This window comes from Arthrobacter sp. SAFR-179 (assembly GCF_059414945.1).
The window spans coordinates 107,534-126,371 of record NZ_JBPFDM010000001.1 but is presented as its reverse complement, the minus strand read 5'-3'; the positions used below and the strand labels follow the sequence as shown (position 1 = coordinate 126,371).

Genomic DNA, 18,838 nt, shown 5'->3' with positions numbered 1-18,838 from the left:
GGGACGCCTAGATCCTGGCCCTACGGCCGCCGGGGACGGCCTCCAGCGCGTCATGCGTGTCCGCGTCCTGCCAATCGTCGACGGGCTCAGGTTCTGCAGAGGACGGGGCGGTCGCGGAGGTATATGTTCCGTAGTAGGAGTATGCATCGGTTCCCTTGATGGGAACGTAGTTGAGAACGGCGCCTAGGACCCGCCCCTTGACTTTCTCAAGGTTCCCCAGGGACTGGTCCAGCTGCTCCTGGGTGGTCCTGCCAGAGCGAATCACGAGAATGGCGCCATCGGCGGCGCGCGAGAGGACCGCGGCATCCGTCACGGGAAGAAGCGGCGGTGCGTCGATCAGGACCACAGCATCCTTGGCCAAGGTGGTGAGCATGTTCTTCATGGCACGGGAACCCAGCAGCTCGCTGGGATTCGGTGGGATGCGGCCCGATCCCAGGACTGAGAGGTTGGGCAACGCACCCCAAGGCTGGAGGACATCAGCGAGCTCGGCGGTGCCCGTGAGCACATCGGTGACCCCTACTCCCGGCACGAGATTGAAGACGTCCACCAGCGTGGGCCGGCGGAGGTCGCCGTCGACCACCACCACGTTTTCACCCGCTGCCGCCATGGTGACCGCCAGATTGGCCGTCACCGTGGACTTACCCTCTGCCTGGAGGGAGCTGGTGACCACGATGATCCGTGGCGGCTGGTCGACGTCAAGGAAACTGATGTTGGTGCGCAGCTCGCGGAGGGCTTCGGCCATGGCCCCGCCAGCGTCATGAAGCTCTGCGGCGGTACCCGCGTCCACGATGGTGCTCTTCTCATCCAACCGGTGGTCGACAGGGAGGGTACCGATCACGGGAACGCCGAACAGCCGTTCGATGTCCGCAGCCTTTCGAATCCGCCGGTCCAGGTGCCGGCGGATCAGCGCATACGCCACGCCGAGGGCCAACCCGACGAGGGCGCCCAACGCCAGGTTGAGTTTGGTGTTGGGCGACGTGGGGCTGGCAGGGAGGACAGCTTTACCCAACGGGAGTACCCGGACGGCCGTCGCTGCATTCGCCTGCGACCCGGCGTCGGGCGTTGCCACAGCGCTGGGCTGTCCGGCTGAGTCGGCGGGGGGCGCGGTCTCAATGGCCTCCACCTGGGCGGCGAGGCCGTTGACCCATGCATCCGCCACCCGCTGCGCAGTTGCGGGATCAGTTGACTGTGCGGTGACCCTGATCTCGGCAGTGTCCAGCGGTACCTTCACACTGATGCTCCCGAGGAGTGCATCGGCGGTGGTTTTCAGGCCTAGGGATTGGATGACCCGGTCCGCGACGAGCCGCGATTTTGCCACGGACTCGTAGTTCTTGACCTTGGCCTTGGCCAGGCTGTCGCCGGCCAAGGCCAGGCTGACGTTGTCCGAGCCCGGAGTGACCACTATGCCGCTGGAATCGGAGGAATAGATCTTTGGCTGCAGAACGGTCCATCCGGCGGCTGCCAAGGTAGCCAGCAAGGTGAAGGCGACGATTGCTTTCCAGTACACCCGCAGGACGTTCAGGTAGTCGGCCAGGTCCAGGCCCGGGGACGCTTCCGGCGGCGTGGTTGTTGTGCTCATAGTGGTTCCTCAAATTCAGGTCTATATATGTGCCTTGAAGGCGGTTCAGTTTTTGCCGCGTTCTAATACCGACTTGGCGATGAGCTGCTCTACGGCTATGGCGACGGCGGCCCGATAACCTTCAGGTTCGCCATGCAGCTTCGCGATGTGTTCGGTGACTTGGCCCAGCCCGGTCGGCCCGGAGCAGGCTTCCCAGAGCGCTGGACCGATCCCGCTCAGGCGCACTATTTCGTTGTCCAGCATGACGAGCAGGTCGCCGCCAATTTTGACGGCATCTTTTGGGGCCCTGCGCTGGATGCTGCCAGCCGGAATAGGTTCTCGTTGGGCAACTGTCGGTGCAGCGGCTTCCCACTCTGTCCCTGACAGGGGCTGCAACCGGAACAGGGGCTCCAGGACGGCCGGGAGGTCGGCTGCTTCCGAATAGGTCACCTGCCACACTCCCCCGACACTCTCGATGAGGCGGCACAGCGACTGCAGCGGATCCACGAATTCTGCCTGCGAGGACGATTCAGGGATCAGCGCGAGAATGGCGTCGGCCAGCGGTACCCGTTCCAGCACCGGTGCCCCCGGACGCGCCCCCTGGACGCGGTTCAAGAGCACGATGGACTGGATGAAGGGCATGGCCGGGGCCGGCTGAAGTCCAAACTCATCCGGCCCCGCCTGACGTTTAGGTGCGCCGGCCCCCTGCTTGACCGATAAGGGCTTGGGGTAGGGAACCACGGAGCCGTCCCAGGCAATGGCCACCGTCTCATCGGTGACATAGCCGTAGGTCCTGGCGAGCACCGAAGCTGCGGTGGTCTTTCCTGTTCCCGACTTTGCCACCAGTGCCACGACGGCCCCTGTAGCAGGATCCGCCACCCCGCAGGCGTGGAGCATGGTTAGTTCACCGGCGTTGGCCAGTATCGCGGACACGGTGAGCCGTGACGTGAGGTTCTCGGCAAGCTCCTCAAAGGACGCGGCCTCAATATGGAAGGTGCCGTCGCCGTACTTTATGGACGCGCAGGTGACTGAGACCGTAAAAGGACTGCCAACAGTGGGTTCCATCGGCTCAGGCGGCAGCAGCCGCTCAAGGCTGGCGCTGATGCAACGCGCCCAGGCCAAGCTCATTGATGTCCGCTGCTGCCATGTGACCCCACGGCCCCAACGGATCACAAACCGCTGCCCCAGCACCTTCAAGCACAGCAGGTCACCGCCTTGTGCCAACTCATCGAACAGGCGCTGCTGCCACGCCAAGCGCGCGCTTCCACTGATTCCCGGGGACGTCATGCCGTTAGTGGGAAACGCCGCGGGCAGCCTCGATCAGGCGCTGCGCTTCGAGGCTTGCCAGGAAGTCTTCAACCTGCGCCTGCATCTGTCCTGATTGGTCTTCGAAGGTGGCCTCAAGCTCAGCGAGGATGTCCTGCTCGCTCCGCTGGCCATCAATCAGGTCCCAAATGACCGCAGCTGGCCCCTCCAAAACTACCGGCTGGGTTGCATCGAGGTGCAGCAGTGCAACGCGGGCCCGTGGTTCAGTGCAGACTTCAGCGACGAAGCCGCCACGTTTCCAGACCATTTGCCGGGATCCTAAATGAGGTTGATGTCAGCGGAAATGGTCTCGAATCTGCCGTCCGGATAGGTCAGCGTCACGGACATGAGGAAATTTCGAAGCTGCGTCTTCTTACCTTTGTAGTAAAAGTTGGTTCCTACGCGGAAAGTTGTGTTGCTGGCCATGCCCGGAATAGTGAAAGTGCCAGTGAAGACGTTGCTCGCGCTCAAGCTGGGGGAAGTCAGTGTGGTGTTTGTCAGAGACTGCACACCCACACCTGGGTCACCGGTGGCTGCTGGAATGGGTTCAATGCGGATGAGCCCAGTAATGCTGCCCGTGATTTGGCTTCCACTATTCGTAATGTGAAATCCTGTGGGACCCTTCGCGTTGTGTCCTTGCCCTGGAGCAGACAGTTCAGGAATGGTGTACGTAGACAGTGCACCGTCAATGGCGGCCGCAGCAGCGACTCCGGATGCCGCAGCAGCCGGCGCCGCGATGGCCGTAGCGATAACCGGCAGCGACCAAGCAACGCCAGCGACTACCCTCCGACGGCTGAAGCCGCCCTCTTCCTTGCCATCGACATCCGCATTCAAAACCTCAGACAATTGTGCCCCCAGAGTTAGTTTCTAGATGGGTCTGCCTACTTGAGACCGGCAGCGCACATCAACCGGTTTTGTCCGGTTGCGCCTACTCTTGCGAACGCGAATTAAGTTTTCTGCAATGACCTTGCAAATTTAGATCAAGAATTCTGCAAGTGCCTTGATGAAGGTCAGTGGCCGCCCGTGAATTTCGGCTCACGCTTCTCCTGGAAAGCCCGGAACCCCTCCGCGTAATCGTCTGTTTTGCAGAGCCGTGCCTGCTCCTCGTTTTCCTCCTGCATGGCCTCCCACAGGCCCAGGCGCTGGTCGCGGATGTGCGCCACCAGCTCCTTGGAGGCAACGAACGCCTCGGTGGCGCCCGCGGCAACCCGCTCCACGATGGCGCGCGTCGTATTCAGCAACGAGTCGGCCGGCATGGCGCGGCTGAACATCCCCTGCGCCACTGCCTCGGCGCCCGAGATCAGGTCCGCCGTGTAGATCAGGTCCAGCGTCCGGTGCATGCCCAGCCGCTCCGTGAAGTACCAATGCCCGCCCGAATCCAGCGTGGCCCCCAGCTTGGCGAACGGCGAACCGAACTTCGCGTTCTCCGCCACGTACACCACGTCCGTGGCCAGCAGCAGCCCCAGCCCCACGCCCAGGCACGCACCCTGCGCGGCAGCGAAGGTCGGTGCCGGGAAGGCGGCCATCTTCTTCAGCAGCGGCTCCACCAGTCCGCCCAGGTACGCCGCGGCGTCGTCGTTCTCCGGGGTGACCCCCGCGATGTCACGGCCCGCGCAGAAGGCCCGGCCCTCTCCCCTCAGCAGCAGCGCCCGCACCTCACCGCGTGAGGCGGCGGCAGCAGCGTCGTCGTACGCCTGGGTTAAATCCCGCAGCGCCTGCTCATCCAGCGAGTTCAGCTTGTGGGGCGCGTCAAGGACGACTTCTGCAACACAGTTGGTGATGGAAAGGGAAATCATGGAACTCCTATGTTCAGACGGACAAGGGGTAAGGCTTAGACGTCGAAGTCGACCGTGACTTCCTTGCTGGTGGGGTGGCTCTGGCAGGTCAGGACATAGCCCCTGTCCAGCTCATCCTGCTCCAGCGCGTAGTTCTCGTCCATGGTCACGCTGCCGGTGACCACCTTGGCCCGGCAGGTGCCGCACACTCCCCCGGCGCACGCGAACGGCACGTCCGGGCGCACCCGCAGCGCCGCGTTCAGGATGGACTCGCGGGCGTGGGTGGGGCTGGCCACCTCGCCCTGCAGGCCATCCAGCTTGAACGTGATCTTGTACGTCTCCTTGGACTCGTCCACCACCACGGGACGGCCGGCCTGGCCCTCCGGGCGGTCCGGTTTGCCGGACGTGAACAGCTCGAACCGGACGTTCTCCGGCTTCACCCCGCGCTCGGCCAAGGTGTCCCGGCACAGCTGCACCAGCTCGAACGGCCCGCACAGGAACCACTCATCCACATCGTCCGCGTGCAGGGCGGTGCCCAGCAGCTGCTGCAGCTTCTCCGCATCGATCCGGCCGCTCAGCAGCGGCGCGATCCGCTGCTCGCGGGAGAGCACGTGGTGGATGGCCAGCCGCTGCGGGTACTTGTCCTTCAGGTCCGCCAGCTCCTCCAGGAACATCACGTCCATGGCGGCCTTGTTGGCGTAGATCAGGTCGAACCGGGTGTCCGGGTTGGCGGCCAGCAGCGTCCTGGCGATGGCGATCACCGGGGTGATGCCGGACCCCGCGGCGATGGCCACGAAGTTCCCCGCCTCCCCCGCCAGGTCCTCCGGGTGGTTCATGGAGTTCATGACGTTCTGGTCCACGGCCACGCCGTCGCGGCCGTGCTTGGACACGAACGCGCCCATGGGGCTCATCACGTCCAGGGTGTCGCCGGCCTTCAGCTCGGCGTTGGCCCACGTGGAGAACAGCCCGCCCAGGTCCTTCTTGATGGCCACGCGGATCTCGCTGGTGCCGTCCGCAAAGCTGCGCGGCTCGGCACAGATGGAGTAGCTGCGGCGGATCTCCTTGGGCTCGCCGGTCTCATCCGGGAGCGTGGTGCGCAGGGCCACGTACTGGCCGGGCAGGTAGTCGAACTTGCCGGCGAGCTCCGCCGGCACATGGAAGCTGACCTCGATGGCATCGTCGGTAAGCCGGCGCACCTCCTTCACGGCGAGGGTGTGGAAGGACGGACGACGGCGGCCGGTCACCTCAGCCTCTTCGGCGGCGGTCTGGCGGACAACAGGCATGGCGGTTCCTTACAGGACTTTGAAGTAGTCGAACGGTTCCTTGCAGTCCTGGCACACATACAGCGCCTTGCAGGACGTGGAACCGAAGCGGGTGAGTTCCTTGGTGTTGAGGCTGCTGCACTGCGGGCACTTCACGGCCAGGCTCAGCCTGATGGGGCCGGAGTGGCCGCCGGCCCTGCTGTTCCCGGTGGGCGGGGCGATGCCGTACTCCTGCAGCTTCTGCTTTCCGGCCTCCGTCATCCAGTCAGTGGTCCAGGCCGGGGCCAGGACCAAGTCGACGTGCACATCCTCGTAGCCTTCCTTCTTGAAGGCGGTGTAAAGGTCGTCGCGGATGGCGTCCATGGCCGGGCAGCCCGAGTACGTGGGCGTGATGGTGACGGTGACTTTGTTGTCTGCCACCTCCACGTTGCGCAGGATGCCCAGGTCAGCGATGGTGAGCACGGGGATCTCCGGGTCGCAGACGGTGGCCGCGATGTCCCACGCATCCTGCTGCGGCGTGCGGGCACGTGTTTCGAAGTCCGAGATGTACATTTCGGTCACCAGCTGGCTCCGGGATGCTCTCGGGCCAGCACCTGCATTTCCGCGAGGATGTAGCCCAGGTGCTCCGAGTGCTTGCCGTACCGGCCGCCGCCCGGGGCTGCGGGCACGTCCGGGACTTCCAGCTCAGCCTCCGTGAGGATTTCACCGGCCAGGCGGTCAAAGTCTTCCTTCAATGAGGAAGGCGCGACGGCGGCACCCGCCTCGGCGAGGCGCTGCGTCAGGTCATCGTCCCGGAACAGTTCGCCGACGTACGGCCACATGGTCCGCAGGCCGTGGATCATCCGTTTCCGTGACTCTTCGGTGCCGCCGGCCAGGCGGAGGACCCACTGGGCGCTGTGGTCCCGGTGGTAGTCCACTTCCTTCACGGCCTTGGCGGCGATGGCGGCCAAGGTCTCGTCCGTGGATCCGGTGAGCCGGCCATACAGCAAATACTGGTAGTTGCTCACCACGAACTGGCGGGCGATGGTGGCCGCGAAGTCGCCGTTGGGCTGCTCGAACAGCTGGACGGAGCGGAACTCGTGCTCGCGGCGGAAGTAGGCCAGGTCATCCTCTGACTTGGCCGAGCCGTCGTCGTTGGTCATTCCTGCACCGGCGTAGGTGAGGAAGCTGCGGGCGTGGCCCAGCTGGTCCAGGGCGATGTTGCCCAGGGCGATGTCCTCCTCCAGCTCGGGGGCGCGGGAGATCCAGTGGCCCAGGCGCTGGGCGAGGATCAGGGCGTCATCGCCCAGGCGGAGTGCGTATTCGGCGATGTCCTCCGACGGCTTTACCAGGCCGGTGCGGACCTCCAGCGCGATGTCCTCCGGGCGCAGGGCGTTGCCGGGGGTGATACGGGTGGCGGAGGCGTTGCTGTCCCCGCCGGCCACGCCGGTGGAGATGTCGCCGTGGCCTGTTGTTTTGGGGTTCGTGTGGGCGGTGCTCACAGGTGCTTTACCCCTTCGCTCTTGGTGTAGTACGTGGCGTGCCGGTAGTCCTTGCCCTGCGGGGACTCGAAGAAGGAGCCCTTGGAGTCGGGATCGCTGGCGGCGATGGCGTCCGCCGGGACAACCCAGATGGACACGCCCTCGTTGCGGCGGGTGTAGAGGTCCCGTGCGTTCCGCAGGGCCATGGCCGCATCCGGGGCGTGCAGGGATCCGGCGTGGACGTGGCTCAGCCCGCGGCTGGACCGGACGAAGACCTCCCAGAGGCCCCACGCGCTCCTGTCATGGTGCTCCTGCGGGGCCGGGGATGCCTTGGGGGCTTCGCGGTTGATTTCGGTGGCGGCGCTTGCGGGGGCGTCCGGGTTGCCGTGCGGGCTCATGCTGCGTATTCCTTCGTCGTCATTGACTCTTTTGCTGCCTGTTTTGCTGCGTAAGCCGCCGCTGCCTCGCGGACCCAGGCGCCGTCGTCGTGCGCCTCCCTCCGGCGCTCAAGGCGCTGGGCGTTGCAGGGACCGCGGCCGGCCAGGACTTCCTGGAACTCGTGCCAGTCGAGGGGGCCGTGCTCCCACTTCCTGGTGTCCTCGTTGAAGCGGACCTGGTCATCGGGGAGGGTGAGGCCCAGGACCCTGACCTGCTCCACCATCATGCCCACGAAGCGGCTGCGGAGCTCGTCATTGCTGAAGCGCTTGATGTTCCAGGCCATGGACTGCTTGGAGTTGGGCGAATCGTCATCCGGCGGGCCGAACATCATCAGGGCCGGGGCGTACCAGCGGTTGACGGCGTCCTGGGCCATCTGCTTCTGCTCGGGGGTGCCGTTGGAAAGTTCAAGGAGGATCTCGAAGCCCTGGCGCTGGTGGAAGGACTCTTCCTTGCAGATGCGGACCATGGCGCGGCCGTAGGGGCCGTAGGAGGCGCGGCACAGCGGGACCTGGTTGCAGATGGCTGCGCCGTCCACCAGCCAGCCGATGGCGCCCATGTCCGCCCAGGTCAGGGCCGGGTAGTTGAAGATGCTGGAGTAGCGGGCCTTGCCGGCGATGAGGTCGTCCATCATCTTGTCCCGGCTCTGGCCCAGGGTTTCGGCGGCTGAGTAGAGGTAGAGCCCATGGCCGGCCTCGTCCTGGACCTTGGCCATGAGGATGGCCTTGCGCTTCAGGCTGGGGGCGCGGGAGATCCAGTTGGCCTCCGGCTGCATGCCGATGATCTCGGAGTGCGCGTGCTGGGAAACCTGGCGCAGGAGGGTCTTGCGGTAGGCCGCGGGCATCCAGTCGCGGGGCTCGATGCGCGAGTCCTCGGCGATGATGCGGTCGAAGTGGGCCTGGCCTGCGGCTTCTTCTTCCGGGGTTAGCTCAGCGGGCACTGACTGCAGGTTCTGCGCTGCCATGGTTGCTCCTATGCAAAGACCGTCTGGGACGTGCCGAATTATTTACCGACCGTTCGTTCAGGATATGCGGGAGCGGCGGACCCCGTCAAGCACCACCCCTCCCCCTTGCGACGCCCGCTCACCTCCTGCACGTTTTCCTCCAACGCCCGCTCACCTCCTGCGCCTTTTCCCGCCACGCCCGCTCACCCCTGGCGCCTCTTCCCGCGACGCCCGCTCACCCCTGGCGCCTCTTCCCGCGACGCCCGCTCACCCCTGGCGCCTCTTCCTGAAAGGCCCGCTCCCATCGCTGGTCGCGAACATAGGTGGGCCCCGGAGAAATGATTCTCCGGGGCCCAGTGCGGTCCGCTGTGCTAGAGCACCGCCTTGGAGGGAGCTGATTAGGGTTTTGCCCTCACCAACAGACTGAGGTCGACTAACCGTTGATCAGAATTGCCGGCTCCTGGAACCCGGCGAAGGTCAGGGAGTACTGGTAGCTGAGGACGTTGCTGGTAACTTCAGGTGTCCAATTGGGGTTGGGGCACGTGAACGTTTCCTCGAAGTCGGCGGTGCTCGTACCAGTCGTACTCTTGGCCGGCACCAGGAGGCGCCCATTCTTGCTGGGCGTGAGTCCCGTCGAATTCGTCTCTGTTACTGACTTAGAGAATGGGTCGACGACCTTGTCATTAGTGCCCGGGTTGTGGCAAACGCCACTGATCCGGTTGGTCACTGCGAGTGTTAGCGTCGCGTTGGTATTTCCGACGCCTTCAATTGCCGTGCTTGTGCATGTCACCGTCTGCGTAGTGCTATTGACGGTACAGATGGGCTCGCCAGCACCCTTTGCATAGTGCGCTCCATTAGGAGCGTTATCGAAGTTCGTGGTTGCCTGTGCCGCTGCCATACCCGTTGCGAGGGCGAACAGCATTGCCGCGAACAGTGTCAGGACGCGGCGGAGTGAGAGCTTCATTTTTGGACTTTCTGCAAATGCCAACGGCACAGGGTGCCGATGGCAGGAAAAAACAGGAAATTGCGGATTCGGCTTTCGCCGGTCCGTGTGTGCTTCGGGAGGTTCTTCAAACTGCCCGAAGGCCACCCGGCCGCAGGACCCAGTTGAGCTGCGCCTTTCAAAGGGCGAGTCGCCAGCTACGTCATCGGATGCTGTTCTCGCCTGCGAAATTTAAGTCCGTTCCGGCTAAGTTTTGGTGGAGTGCAACTACTTCAACTCTGAATTCGCCGACTCCCAGCCGACAGCGATGTAAATGCCCTCGGTAGAAGGCGACAAGGCTACGTACACGCCTTCCGAATCGATGTCCCCGTAGGAATATTTTAGGCCTGCACCCCCAGTGCGAGACAGGTGCGGTACCAAGCAGGGGGGTTAGAGGGGGGGTTAGGTATTTGGCTACCCTTTGTACCCGTTCCCTGAGTCGCCTCAGCCTTAATATGAGCCCCTGACAGCAGCCCGGCCCAACCAGGCGCCTACGCTCTGCGTCCGTGGGAGCAGAAGAACGCCCGAAGACCTTGAGTTTTTCAAGGCACTTTATTTCAGCCCTGGGGTTGACTGCTCAGCATACTTACTAATATTTTGGGAGTGCGGCATAGCAGTGACTCAAGTCACAATGCCAGCAGGGGTCCAACAGAGGGCCCATAACCAGCAATCAAACAGTTCCGCCGGAGTTCTAGCTTTGGGGGCGGGGCACCGGGGGTTCATGCGCCAATGGATGGCGCTGAAAGGAACACCTGAGATGCGAACACGACTTATGGCATCAGCCACCACTATTGCCTTGTCCGGCGCCATGCTCTTCGGCGTCGCGGCACCTTCTTCGGCCGCCGCGCCGGCAGCGCCTACCGCGGCCACCCAAGCGCAACAACTGGCCTCTGCAACGGGGACAATCACAAATCTGCCGCTCATTGACGCCACGGGTGCCACGGTGGGTAGCTTTACTGGATCATTTACTCCGACTTCGTTCAAAGTTGTGAACGGCGCTCTACAGGTGACCGGACAGCTAGTGGGAACGGCAACGGCAGCGACCGGCGGCGCCACCGAAACTGTCAACAAGACAATCACAACCACAGTTCAATCCGCGACAGCGAATCAGCCAGCTTGCGACATCCTGAACCTGGTCCTTGGCCCGCTGCACCTGAATGTGCTGGGCCTGGTCGTCGACCTGAATCAAGTGGTCCTTAACATCACGGCGCAGCCTGGTCCGGGTAATCTGCTCGGCAACCTGCTGTGTGCGGTTGCCGGACTGCTGGACGGCAACAACCTGAGCGGCTTGGGAGCCCTGCTGAACCGGCTGCTTGGTCTGTAACACAAAATTCGGCCGCTGGCTTTGACTCCCCCAGTTGCTGAACGAGACGGGTGGCTCCTTCCGCGGCCACCCGTCTCGCCGGTCCAGGATGTCCCTTTGGAAGGTGGAAGAATGAGCACAACGTCGTCTGCCGGCCACGAGGGCTGGATCCTTCCTTGGTACGGCTTCATCCTCGGCCTATGCCTGTTAATTCCAACCCTGCGGTGGTCGGTGCGGGAAGGCTGGACAGGGGCCGACATCTTCTTCGTGGCAACAGGCCTAGTTCTGGTCATCGTCTGTGTGACCAGTCTGGCGATCATTCTGGGGCGTGCACTGCAGCACCGAGCGAAAGCAGAAACTGAAGGGCTCAGCTCTTCATAAGACTCACGCAGAAGGGCGCATGATGCGCACCCCCGACTGGCGACATGAAGGGCTGCGGATCAAGCGTTCGGCAGATGCTTTCCGGGAGGCCGACATGATCTATTCCGATCCTCGCCCAGCAGCACTGACCCTAATCGAGTCAGGCGATCTTTTCCGTGGAAGATCTCTGGCATCAGTACCGCTCCAATGGAGGAAGAGCGGATGCCTCCGAGCTGGAGGCATTCATCCACGACATCCCCCTCCTGAATGGAGTGGAGGTCGAGATTCTGGGGGAAACCCTGAACCAGCTTCTTTCAGCGGGGCCAGAGTCTGAGATCCCCAAAAGGGGCAGCCGGAGGTTCTCGCGTCCCTTTTCTAGTGCCCTGAAGCGGGTACTGGGGTTATAAACTACGAGCCTCCGGACCAGATACCGAATGAAGTCTCCACGCGCATAGAATGCGCTGCCTCCCATCCGCTCAGGCATAGACGAGCATCCCACGTCCGTCACGTCTCGCGGCAGGTCCGCCCCGCCGTCGTAATACACCCAGGCACTCTGGTCTGCCATCTCATGCCCGTCATATACTGACCGGGCCCCAGGTGGGCCTTTACGCGAATACTCACGGTCCGGCGCTTCGAACGCCGGCGACAGCCACAGCGCACTCGCAGCATTCCCGAATCAACAGACACCGGCGGATGAATGGGCATGAGACGTTTCCTTGCACTCATATTTGCTGTTGTGCTGGCCTGCACCGTAATGCCCGCACTCGGCTCCGGCACCGCCAAGGCTGCGGCCGGACTGTGCATCGGGGCACCTCCCGCCGACGGCACGGTGTACCAGGAGACCCGGCAGTTCGTGGACACCCAGTCGTGGTGGATGCCGGACACCGACCAGGCCAACAACCCCATCACCAACACCGGCCATGCCCATATGGGGGCGTGCATCCCGGAACGCGAAACGATCAGTTCGGGCAACGTCACCGTGAATGTCCGGATGATCCTCCACGACAACCCGGGAACAGCCGATTACGTGGCGATGGTGTTCAAGACCGCCGACAGGGAAACTACCGTCCAGAAGTGCTACCTGCGGGCCTCGGCGCAGGACTTCAGCTGCCCCGGCCCGGCCGGCTCCGGCACCGGCGACTTCACGTGCACCGGAACCTGCGAGCGCTGGCTGACCTTCTCGTGGCCAATTTCGGCGTTCAACCATTCGGGCCTGCAGGAGGTCCGTTTCCGCGGATTCGTCGAGGAGCCGGACGGCAACAGCATGCGGACCAACTTCAACTGGCAGCTGAACATACAAAACGGCAAGTCCGCGTCCGACGTCTCAAGGGATGCGTTCCTGCGGGGCAAGGGCTGGTACACGCACGCCGGGTACTGCGAGGCGGCGCTCCGCGTTCCCCTTCCGGACGGGCCGGTCTCGGGCATCTGGTCTCCCTTGGCGGACCTGGCCTCCCACGGCGACGGCTCCCGCCCGGCGACCCATTCGTTTATCTCCATCGACCCGGACTTCCATGCCGTTCCGGCCAACCCCGGGATCGTCTTGTGGGATTCTGCAGGCGCTTACGGGCCCGATCCTTCCGGGGCGGGCCCCGTCTCGATCGACACCCGCACCCTGGCCAACGGCGTCCATAAGCTGCACCTGCGGACGTCATGCCGGGACGACAAGCTGGGGTCCACCAACTCCGGCGTGACCGTCGTTCCGTTCATCGTGGCCAACTGAGCGCAGGAGCCCGCTAGCAGGTGTCTTACCTGTGGAGAAGTAGGTACCTGTTACTCGGGTGGTGAACTGTCAGCGGCCCTTACCATCGGTCCATGATGCACCTGGCGTACAAGGCAGCTCTACCTCTCGGCCGGTTACGGGCTCTGCGGCTACCTGCGTTGTTGACGGCGGTACTGCTTGCCTTGAGCACCCTGGCGGTACCGGTTTCAGCCTCGGCAGATCCGGGTGATGTTGGAGTGGAGGGCCCCTCGCATGCGGGGACCGCGTCGCCAACGGGCACAAAGCGGGCGACGAGCGGTTTGTGGTTCAATGACGGGCTCTGGTGGGGAAACCTGTGGGACGCGGCCACCTCAAAATTCCATATCTTCCGGTTCAATCCCGCGACGAGCTCCTGGGTGGATACAGGCGTGGTGACTGATGCCCGGGCGAACACGCATCATGATGTGTTGTGGGACGGGGCGACGTTGAATGTTGCCAGCTACCGCTTCGTCAACGACGGCCTGCCGGCTGAGCCTAATTTCCCAACAACCATGCGGCGTTACAGCTACGACCCGGGTAAGAAAACGTACTCCCTGCTCAGTTCTTCACAGATCAACAATTCCAAAGTCGAGGTCCTGACCATCGACAAGGACTCGACGGGCCGGGTATGGGCCACCTGGCAGCAGGGGAACCAGATCTACCTCAACGTCACCGCCACCGACGGCAAGACGTGGGGGACCCCGTTCACGCATCCTGCGGCGTTGAGCAACGTGTCCGTGGATGATACGTCTGCTGTGATCGCCTTCGACGGAAACAAGATGGGCCTGATGTGGAGCCGGCAGGTGGGGGACGCCACCGACGGAATGTACTGGAGCTACCACGTGGACGGAGCGCCGAACACGGCCTGGACCGATCCTGTCGCGGCGGTGTCGGGGCAGCGAAGCAGTGATGACCACATGAACCTGAAGTGGCTGGACTCGTCGGGCGGCCGGGTATTCGCCGCCGTCAAAACGTCGTTCATCACGGCCTCTGAGCCGCTCATCCAGGTGCTGGCGCTGAACGGCACCTCGTGGACGGCACACCCGATCGCTACTGTGTCCGAGTGCCCCAACCGGGTGATCGTCCTCATTGACGAGAGCACGCAAATGCTCCGTACCTTCGCCACCTATCCCAAGCCTGATGGCACCACGAATGCCGGGGCCTGCTCCAGCTCCGGCGGCGCCATCTATGAGAAGTCCACACCGCTGGACAACATCAACTTCACCACTGCAAAGACCGCACGCATCGTGGACTCGGACCAGTACGTCCATAACGTCACGTCCACAAAGCAAAATCTCAACAGCGCCGCGCGGGGTACGGCCAACAGCGGGCTGCTGGTGATCGCGGACGTCAACGCCACAAGCCGGTACTGGCACTTTTACGACAGCAGCGGTATTGATACAACCGCTCCCACGGTGACCGGTTCAACTCCGGCCTCCGGCGCTGCCGGGGTTGCGGTGACGGCGGATGCCACAGCGTCCTTCTCGGAAGCGATCGATCCGTCAACGGTCACGTCCGGCACGTTCACGCTGACGGCAGGGACCACGACGGTGCCGGCCACCGTGACCTACAACAGCACTGACAAGCTTGCGACCTTGAACCCGGATGCTGACCTGGCAGCGGGCACCACATACACCGCGACGATCAGGGGCGGTTCCGGTGGGGTGAAGGACGCCGCCGGAAATCCGCTGGCGTCCGACAAGGTGTGGACCTTCAGCACGGCCCCCGCCCCAAGCGGCGGCACACCGGAGACCGTCACGCTCACAGCCACCGCCGACACCTATGTCTCCAGCGGGGCGACGGGAACGGCTTATGGCACCAGCACCGTCCTGCGGGTGGACAACTACAGCCCGGTGGAATACAGCTATCTGAAGTTCGACCTGACGGCCTATGCGGGCAGGACACTGGAAAGTGCAACGCTGCAACTGCAGAGCGCCGGAAACGCGTCGACGGGCAAGCAGAACATCAAGCTGGTCGCTGACGACACCTGGACCGAGAGCGGGATGACCTACAACAACCGTCCGGCACTGGGCACCACTGCCCTTGGCACTCTTGGCCCCACAACGATCAACACCGGTTACAGCATTCCGCTCACGGTCAGCGGCCTTACCAGTGAACTCGGCCAGCAGCTCTCGCTGGGCTTGGACTCCGGCAGCAGCGACGGCCTGGACCTCAACTCCAAGGAGGCGGGCAGCACGCTGGCACCCAAGCTGGTGCTCACCCTGAGGTAGTTCACACGGAAATCACGCAGCGGAATTCGTCACCGATGCTAAACATCCATTTGAGTTAGGTTAGGTTTACCTTCTAAAGTGCTCCGGTGACCTTAGAGACAAAGCTCGCCGGAGTACCGTTCGCCGCCCACCTGGCGCGCTTCGGCGACCGTGTGGCTGTCAGCACCCCGGGCCAGTCCCTGACTTACCGGGAACTGGCGCGGCAGGTGGAGGACATGGCCCGCGCGTTCGGGCCCGGCCGCCGCCTTGTCGCGCTGGAGGCCGGGAACACGCTCCCGGCCCTGGTGGCCTACCTGGCCGCACTGTCCTCCGGCAACCCGCTGCTGATCCTGCCTACTGGCGGCGGCTCAGCTGCCGAGGCGCTGCTGGCGGCCTATGAGCCGGACCTTGTGGTCCGCGCGTCGGGCAATGAAGCGGTCCTGGACGTCAGGCGCGAAGCCACCCGCCATGAACTTCACCCGGAACTGGCGCTGCTTCTCAGCACGTCGGGATCCACGGGGTCACCCAAACTGGTGCGCCTTTCCGCCGACAGCATCCAGGCCAACGCCGCCGCGATCGCCGAGTACCTGCAGCTCCGCCCCTCTGACAAGGCGGCCACCACGCTCCCCCTCTCCTACTGCTACGGGATGAGCGTGGTCAACAGCCACCTCCTGGCCGGCGCGTCCCTGGCGCTGACGGACCTCTCGGTGGTGGACCCGTGCTTCTGGGACCTGGTCCGCACCGAACACGTGACCTCCTTCGCGGCGGTGCCCTACACCTTCGACCTCCTGGACCGCGTGGGCTTCGAGGACATGGATGTGCCCAGCCTGCGGTACATCACCCAGGCCGGCGGACGGCTCGCCCCGGACCGCGTGCGCTCCTACGCCGAACAGGGCCGGCGGCAGGGGTGGGACCTGTTCGTCATGTACGGGCAGACCGAGGCCACCGCCCGCATGGCCTATCTGCCGCCGGACCAGGCAATGCAGAATCCGCAGGCCATCGGCGTGCCGATCCCGGGCGGGTCCTTCCGGCTTGAGCCCGTGCCCGGCCTGGACGCCTCCGAGCTGGTCTATTCCGGCCCCAACGTGATGCTGGGCTACGCCGAGCGGCCCGAGGACCTCAGCCTGGGGCGGACGGTCACCGAACTCCGCACCGGCGACCTGGCCCGTGTTGGTCTTGACGGGCTTTATGAAATTGTGGGCAGGCGCAGCAGGTTCGTGAAGATCGTGGGGCTCCGCGTGGATCTGGGCCAGGTGGAGCGGCTGCTGGCGGACCTCGGGGTGACCGCGGCCGCCGCAGGCTCCGACGACGCTGTGGTGGCCGCAGTGGAAGGCGACCACGACCTGGCCCTGATCGCCAAAACCCTCGCCCAGGACCTGGGCCTGCCCCGCGCCGCCGTCGAACTTCACCCCGTGGAAGCCATCCCCCGCCTGGGTAACGGAAAGCCGGATTATCCCGCCGTCGCCGCCCTCGCCTGTGGAGGAGAAGAGGACGACGGCGGCCCGGCCGAGGATCCGGACGCAGGTTCCACCGACGTGCGGCGCATCTTCGCGGAGGTGCTGGAGGTGGACAGCGTCGCCGGGACCGATTCGTTCGTCTCCCTGGGTGGCGATTCGCTGTCCTACGTGGCGGCGTCCGTCCGGCTGGAGCGTGCCCTCGGCTACATTCCCGAAGGCTGGCACCTGATGCCGGTCTGCGAACTGACGCCTGCGCCGCACGTGGCGGGTGCCGCCGTCGAGCCTTCCGGGAAAGCTGCGCCTTCCGGCACTCTGGTGCGCCGTGTCCGCCGCCGGCTGTTCGCCCCGATGGAGACGGGGATTGTGCTGCGCGCGGTGGCCATCATCGCGATCGTCTCCACGCACATCGGGTTCTTCCACTGGCAGGGCACCGCGCACGTGCTGATGGCGGTGGCAGGCTACAACTTTGCCCGTTTCCAGCTGTCCGGGGCGCGTGCGGAGCGGTTCCGGCGGCACCTGCGCAGCATCGCGCGGATCGTGGTGCCATCCGTTGCGGTGATTGCGCTCGCGTTCGCCGTGACGGACAAGTACGCCCTGCACAACGTGTTCCTGCTGAACGCGCTGGTGGGGCCGGAGGGGTGGAGTGATTACTCGCGGTTCTGGTTCGTGGAGGTCCTGGTCCACATCCTGATCGGGCTGGCCCTGGTGCTGGCGGTACCGGCCGTTGACCGTCTGCTGCGCCGCTGGCCCTGGGCGTTCGGCATGGCCCTGGTGGCCGTGGATCTGCCCCTGCTTTTTGGCCTGGTGGAGAGCCGTTACCCGGGCCAGGGGCCGGTGCTGTGGCTGTTCGGGCTGGGCTGGGCGGCCGCCGCCTCCCGTACCTTGTGGCAGAGATGGGCCGTTACGGTTCTTGCTGTCCTGGTGGCTCCGGCGTCGTTTGACGATCCATACCGCAGCGGCACCATCCTTGCGGGGTGCCTCATTTTGCTGTGGCTGCCCACGCTGCGGGTACCGCGCGGGCTTCACCGGGTCACGGCGCTGCTGGCGAGCGCGTCGCTGTACATCTACGTCACGCACTGGCTGGTGTACCCGCTGTTTGATTCCGACAACCCCCTAGACAAGGGCCTGGCCGTGCTGGCATCCCTGGCCTGCGGCGTCCTCTACTGGGCTGCGGCCACGCGGGCCATGGGCCTGGCGGAACGGTGGTTAAAGCGGCGGTCACCTTCGCGGGGCACTGTTGAACCGGCGGCTGCGCAGCGGTCTTAGACGTTAGGGGCGGGTATCCCGGTTTTAAAAAACGCGTACCGAATACGGGGGCGGCCGGGCAGTTAAAGACCGTAGTCTCGTTACGAGAGCTGGCGGCGAAGGTGTTCGTTTGAGACCGCGAACGCCTACCCCAGCCGCCGCCAGCTCTCCACCCGCTGCCCTTTACGCAGCCGCAGCCGGTTACGCCTGGCAGCTGACTTCCTAGTTCCAAAAGACCCTTTCTCCACGTTTGTGCAGGCCGTACGCTGTGGTCATCCATCGCTCAAAGGAGACATCCATGCGCACTGCAGAACCACTCACCGAGACCGAGCACGCCCACCGTCTTTCCGAGAACCTCATTAACCAGCTGGCCAGGGGCCGGGAATGGGCCACGCCCGGGGTACAGGCGGCGCTCCAGCGAGCGGTGGCAGGACTGGATACCGGCATTGAGACCGCTTCCCCGCGCCTCCAGTCGCTTTTGCGCCGCCTGGCAGACGAACTCGCCGGCGGCGTGGAGACCTACACTCCCCGGGTTCAGGAACGGTTGAGGCGGGTGGGACCTAATGCTGCCCCGGCCCAGGCTCCCCGGCGGGCGGGCAGGATGTTGTGGTGGATCGGCGCACTGGCGGCCCTGGCAGGCGGGGCAGCAGTGTGGCGCTCCATGCAGGCGTCAAAGAAAGAGCCGCCGCCGTCACTCACGTCCCCGGAAAGCAGCAGCACGGATCCGAACGTGGATGCAGACCTGGCTTCCGGCCGGATGTAGGAGCTTCGCCCTGCGGAGGCAGCAGGAGGACCGGAAATGGTG

The 18,838-nt window shown here is 64.3% G+C and carries 17 protein-coding genes; 6 read left to right on the top strand and 11 right to left on the bottom strand.

Annotated elements, in window-relative coordinates; translation table 11 throughout:
- Positions 1 to 7: 7 nt before the first annotated feature.
- The 11 genes from ACR65K_RS00655 to ACR65K_RS00605 all read right to left on the bottom strand — a co-directional run bounded on the left by ACR65K_RS00655 (position 8) and on the right by ACR65K_RS00605 (position 9,702).
- Positions 8 to 1,579: a tyrosine-protein kinase domain-containing protein gene (locus tag ACR65K_RS00655; protein WP_440150933.1), complete on the bottom strand. Its 1,572-nt coding sequence runs from the start codon at positions 1,577 to 1,579 to the stop codon at positions 8 to 10.
- 45 nt (positions 1,580 to 1,624) lie between these two features.
- Complete coding sequence (locus ACR65K_RS00650) at positions 1,625 to 2,623, bottom strand: PqqD family protein (RefSeq protein WP_440150932.1); 999 nt, start codon at positions 2,621 to 2,623, stop codon at positions 1,625 to 1,627.
- Positions 2,624 to 2,849: 226 nt separating this feature from the next.
- Positions 2,850 to 3,131 carry a PqqD family protein gene (locus ACR65K_RS00645; RefSeq protein WP_440150931.1) on the bottom strand — a complete coding sequence of 94 codons (282 nt, stop codon included), beginning with the start codon at positions 3,129 to 3,131 and terminating at the stop codon, positions 2,850 to 2,852.
- Between the two features lie 11 nt (positions 3,132 to 3,142).
- A complete protein-coding gene (locus tag ACR65K_RS00640; protein WP_440150930.1) occupies positions 3,143 to 3,709 on the bottom strand; it encodes a hypothetical protein in 567 nt (188 codons plus the stop codon).
- Positions 3,710 to 3,873: 164 nt separating this feature from the next.
- Positions 3,874 to 4,659, bottom strand: coding sequence for an enoyl-CoA hydratase/isomerase family protein (locus ACR65K_RS00635; RefSeq protein WP_440150929.1), 786 nt, complete (start codon positions 4,657 to 4,659; stop codon positions 3,874 to 3,876).
- 35 nt (positions 4,660 to 4,694) lie between these two features.
- Complete coding sequence (gene paaE / locus ACR65K_RS00630) at positions 4,695 to 5,921, bottom strand: 1,2-phenylacetyl-CoA epoxidase subunit PaaE (protein ID WP_440150928.1); 1,227 nt, start codon at positions 5,919 to 5,921, stop codon at positions 4,695 to 4,697.
- A 9-nt stretch (positions 5,922 to 5,930) separates the two neighbouring features.
- Positions 5,931 to 6,452, bottom strand: coding sequence for a 1,2-phenylacetyl-CoA epoxidase subunit PaaD (paaD, locus tag ACR65K_RS00625; protein WP_440151451.1), 522 nt, complete (start codon positions 6,450 to 6,452; stop codon positions 5,931 to 5,933).
- Between the two features lie 5 nt (positions 6,453 to 6,457).
- Complete coding sequence (gene paaC, locus ACR65K_RS00620; RefSeq protein WP_440150927.1) at positions 6,458 to 7,381, bottom strand: 1,2-phenylacetyl-CoA epoxidase subunit PaaC; 924 nt, start codon at positions 7,379 to 7,381, stop codon at positions 6,458 to 6,460.
- Positions 7,378 to 7,758 carry a 1,2-phenylacetyl-CoA epoxidase subunit PaaB gene (gene paaB, locus ACR65K_RS00615; RefSeq protein WP_056329133.1) on the bottom strand — a complete coding sequence of 127 codons (381 nt, stop codon included), beginning with the start codon at positions 7,756 to 7,758 and terminating at the stop codon, positions 7,378 to 7,380. The genes paaC and paaB overlap by 4 nt, the downstream gene beginning before the upstream one ends.
- Positions 7,755 to 8,759 carry a 1,2-phenylacetyl-CoA epoxidase subunit PaaA gene (paaA, locus tag ACR65K_RS00610; RefSeq protein ID WP_307088261.1) on the bottom strand — a complete coding sequence of 335 codons (1,005 nt, stop codon included), beginning with the start codon at positions 8,757 to 8,759 and terminating at the stop codon, positions 7,755 to 7,757. The genes paaB and paaA overlap by 4 nt, the downstream gene beginning before the upstream one ends.
- A gap of 412 nt (positions 8,760 to 9,171) precedes the next feature.
- Positions 9,172 to 9,702, bottom strand: coding sequence for a hypothetical protein (locus tag ACR65K_RS00605; protein WP_440150926.1), 531 nt, complete (start codon positions 9,700 to 9,702; stop codon positions 9,172 to 9,174).
- 775 nt (positions 9,703 to 10,477) lie between these two features.
- Here ACR65K_RS00605 and ACR65K_RS00600 point away from each other — a divergent pair.
- From ACR65K_RS00600 to ACR65K_RS00575, 6 genes are all read left to right on the top strand, one after another.
- Entirely contained in the window at positions 10,478 to 11,044 is a 567-nt protein-coding gene (locus tag ACR65K_RS00600) for an ABC transporter substrate-binding protein (RefSeq protein ID WP_440150925.1), read from the top strand.
- 111 nt (positions 11,045 to 11,155) lie between these two features.
- Positions 11,156 to 11,404, top strand: a complete 249-nt coding sequence (locus tag ACR65K_RS00595) for a hypothetical protein (RefSeq protein ID WP_440150924.1) — start codon at positions 11,156 to 11,158, stop codon at positions 11,402 to 11,404.
- A gap of 682 nt (positions 11,405 to 12,086) precedes the next feature.
- Positions 12,087 to 13,103 carry a hypothetical protein gene (locus tag ACR65K_RS00590; RefSeq protein WP_440150923.1) on the top strand — a complete coding sequence of 339 codons (1,017 nt, stop codon included), beginning with the start codon at positions 12,087 to 12,089 and terminating at the stop codon, positions 13,101 to 13,103.
- Positions 13,104 to 13,285: 182 nt separating this feature from the next.
- Positions 13,286 to 15,352, top strand: coding sequence for a CBM96 family carbohydrate-binding protein (locus ACR65K_RS00585; RefSeq protein WP_440150922.1), 2,067 nt, complete (start codon positions 13,286 to 13,288; stop codon positions 15,350 to 15,352).
- An 86-nt stretch (positions 15,353 to 15,438) separates the two neighbouring features.
- Positions 15,439 to 18,054 carry an AMP-binding protein gene (locus ACR65K_RS00580; protein WP_440150920.1) on the top strand — a complete coding sequence of 872 codons (2,616 nt, stop codon included), beginning with the start codon at positions 15,439 to 15,441 and terminating at the stop codon, positions 18,052 to 18,054.
- A gap of 277 nt (positions 18,055 to 18,331) precedes the next feature.
- Positions 18,332 to 18,796, top strand: coding sequence for a hypothetical protein (locus ACR65K_RS00575; RefSeq protein ID WP_440150919.1), 465 nt, complete (start codon positions 18,332 to 18,334; stop codon positions 18,794 to 18,796).
- The last annotated feature ends 42 nt before the right edge of the window (positions 18,797 to 18,838 follow it).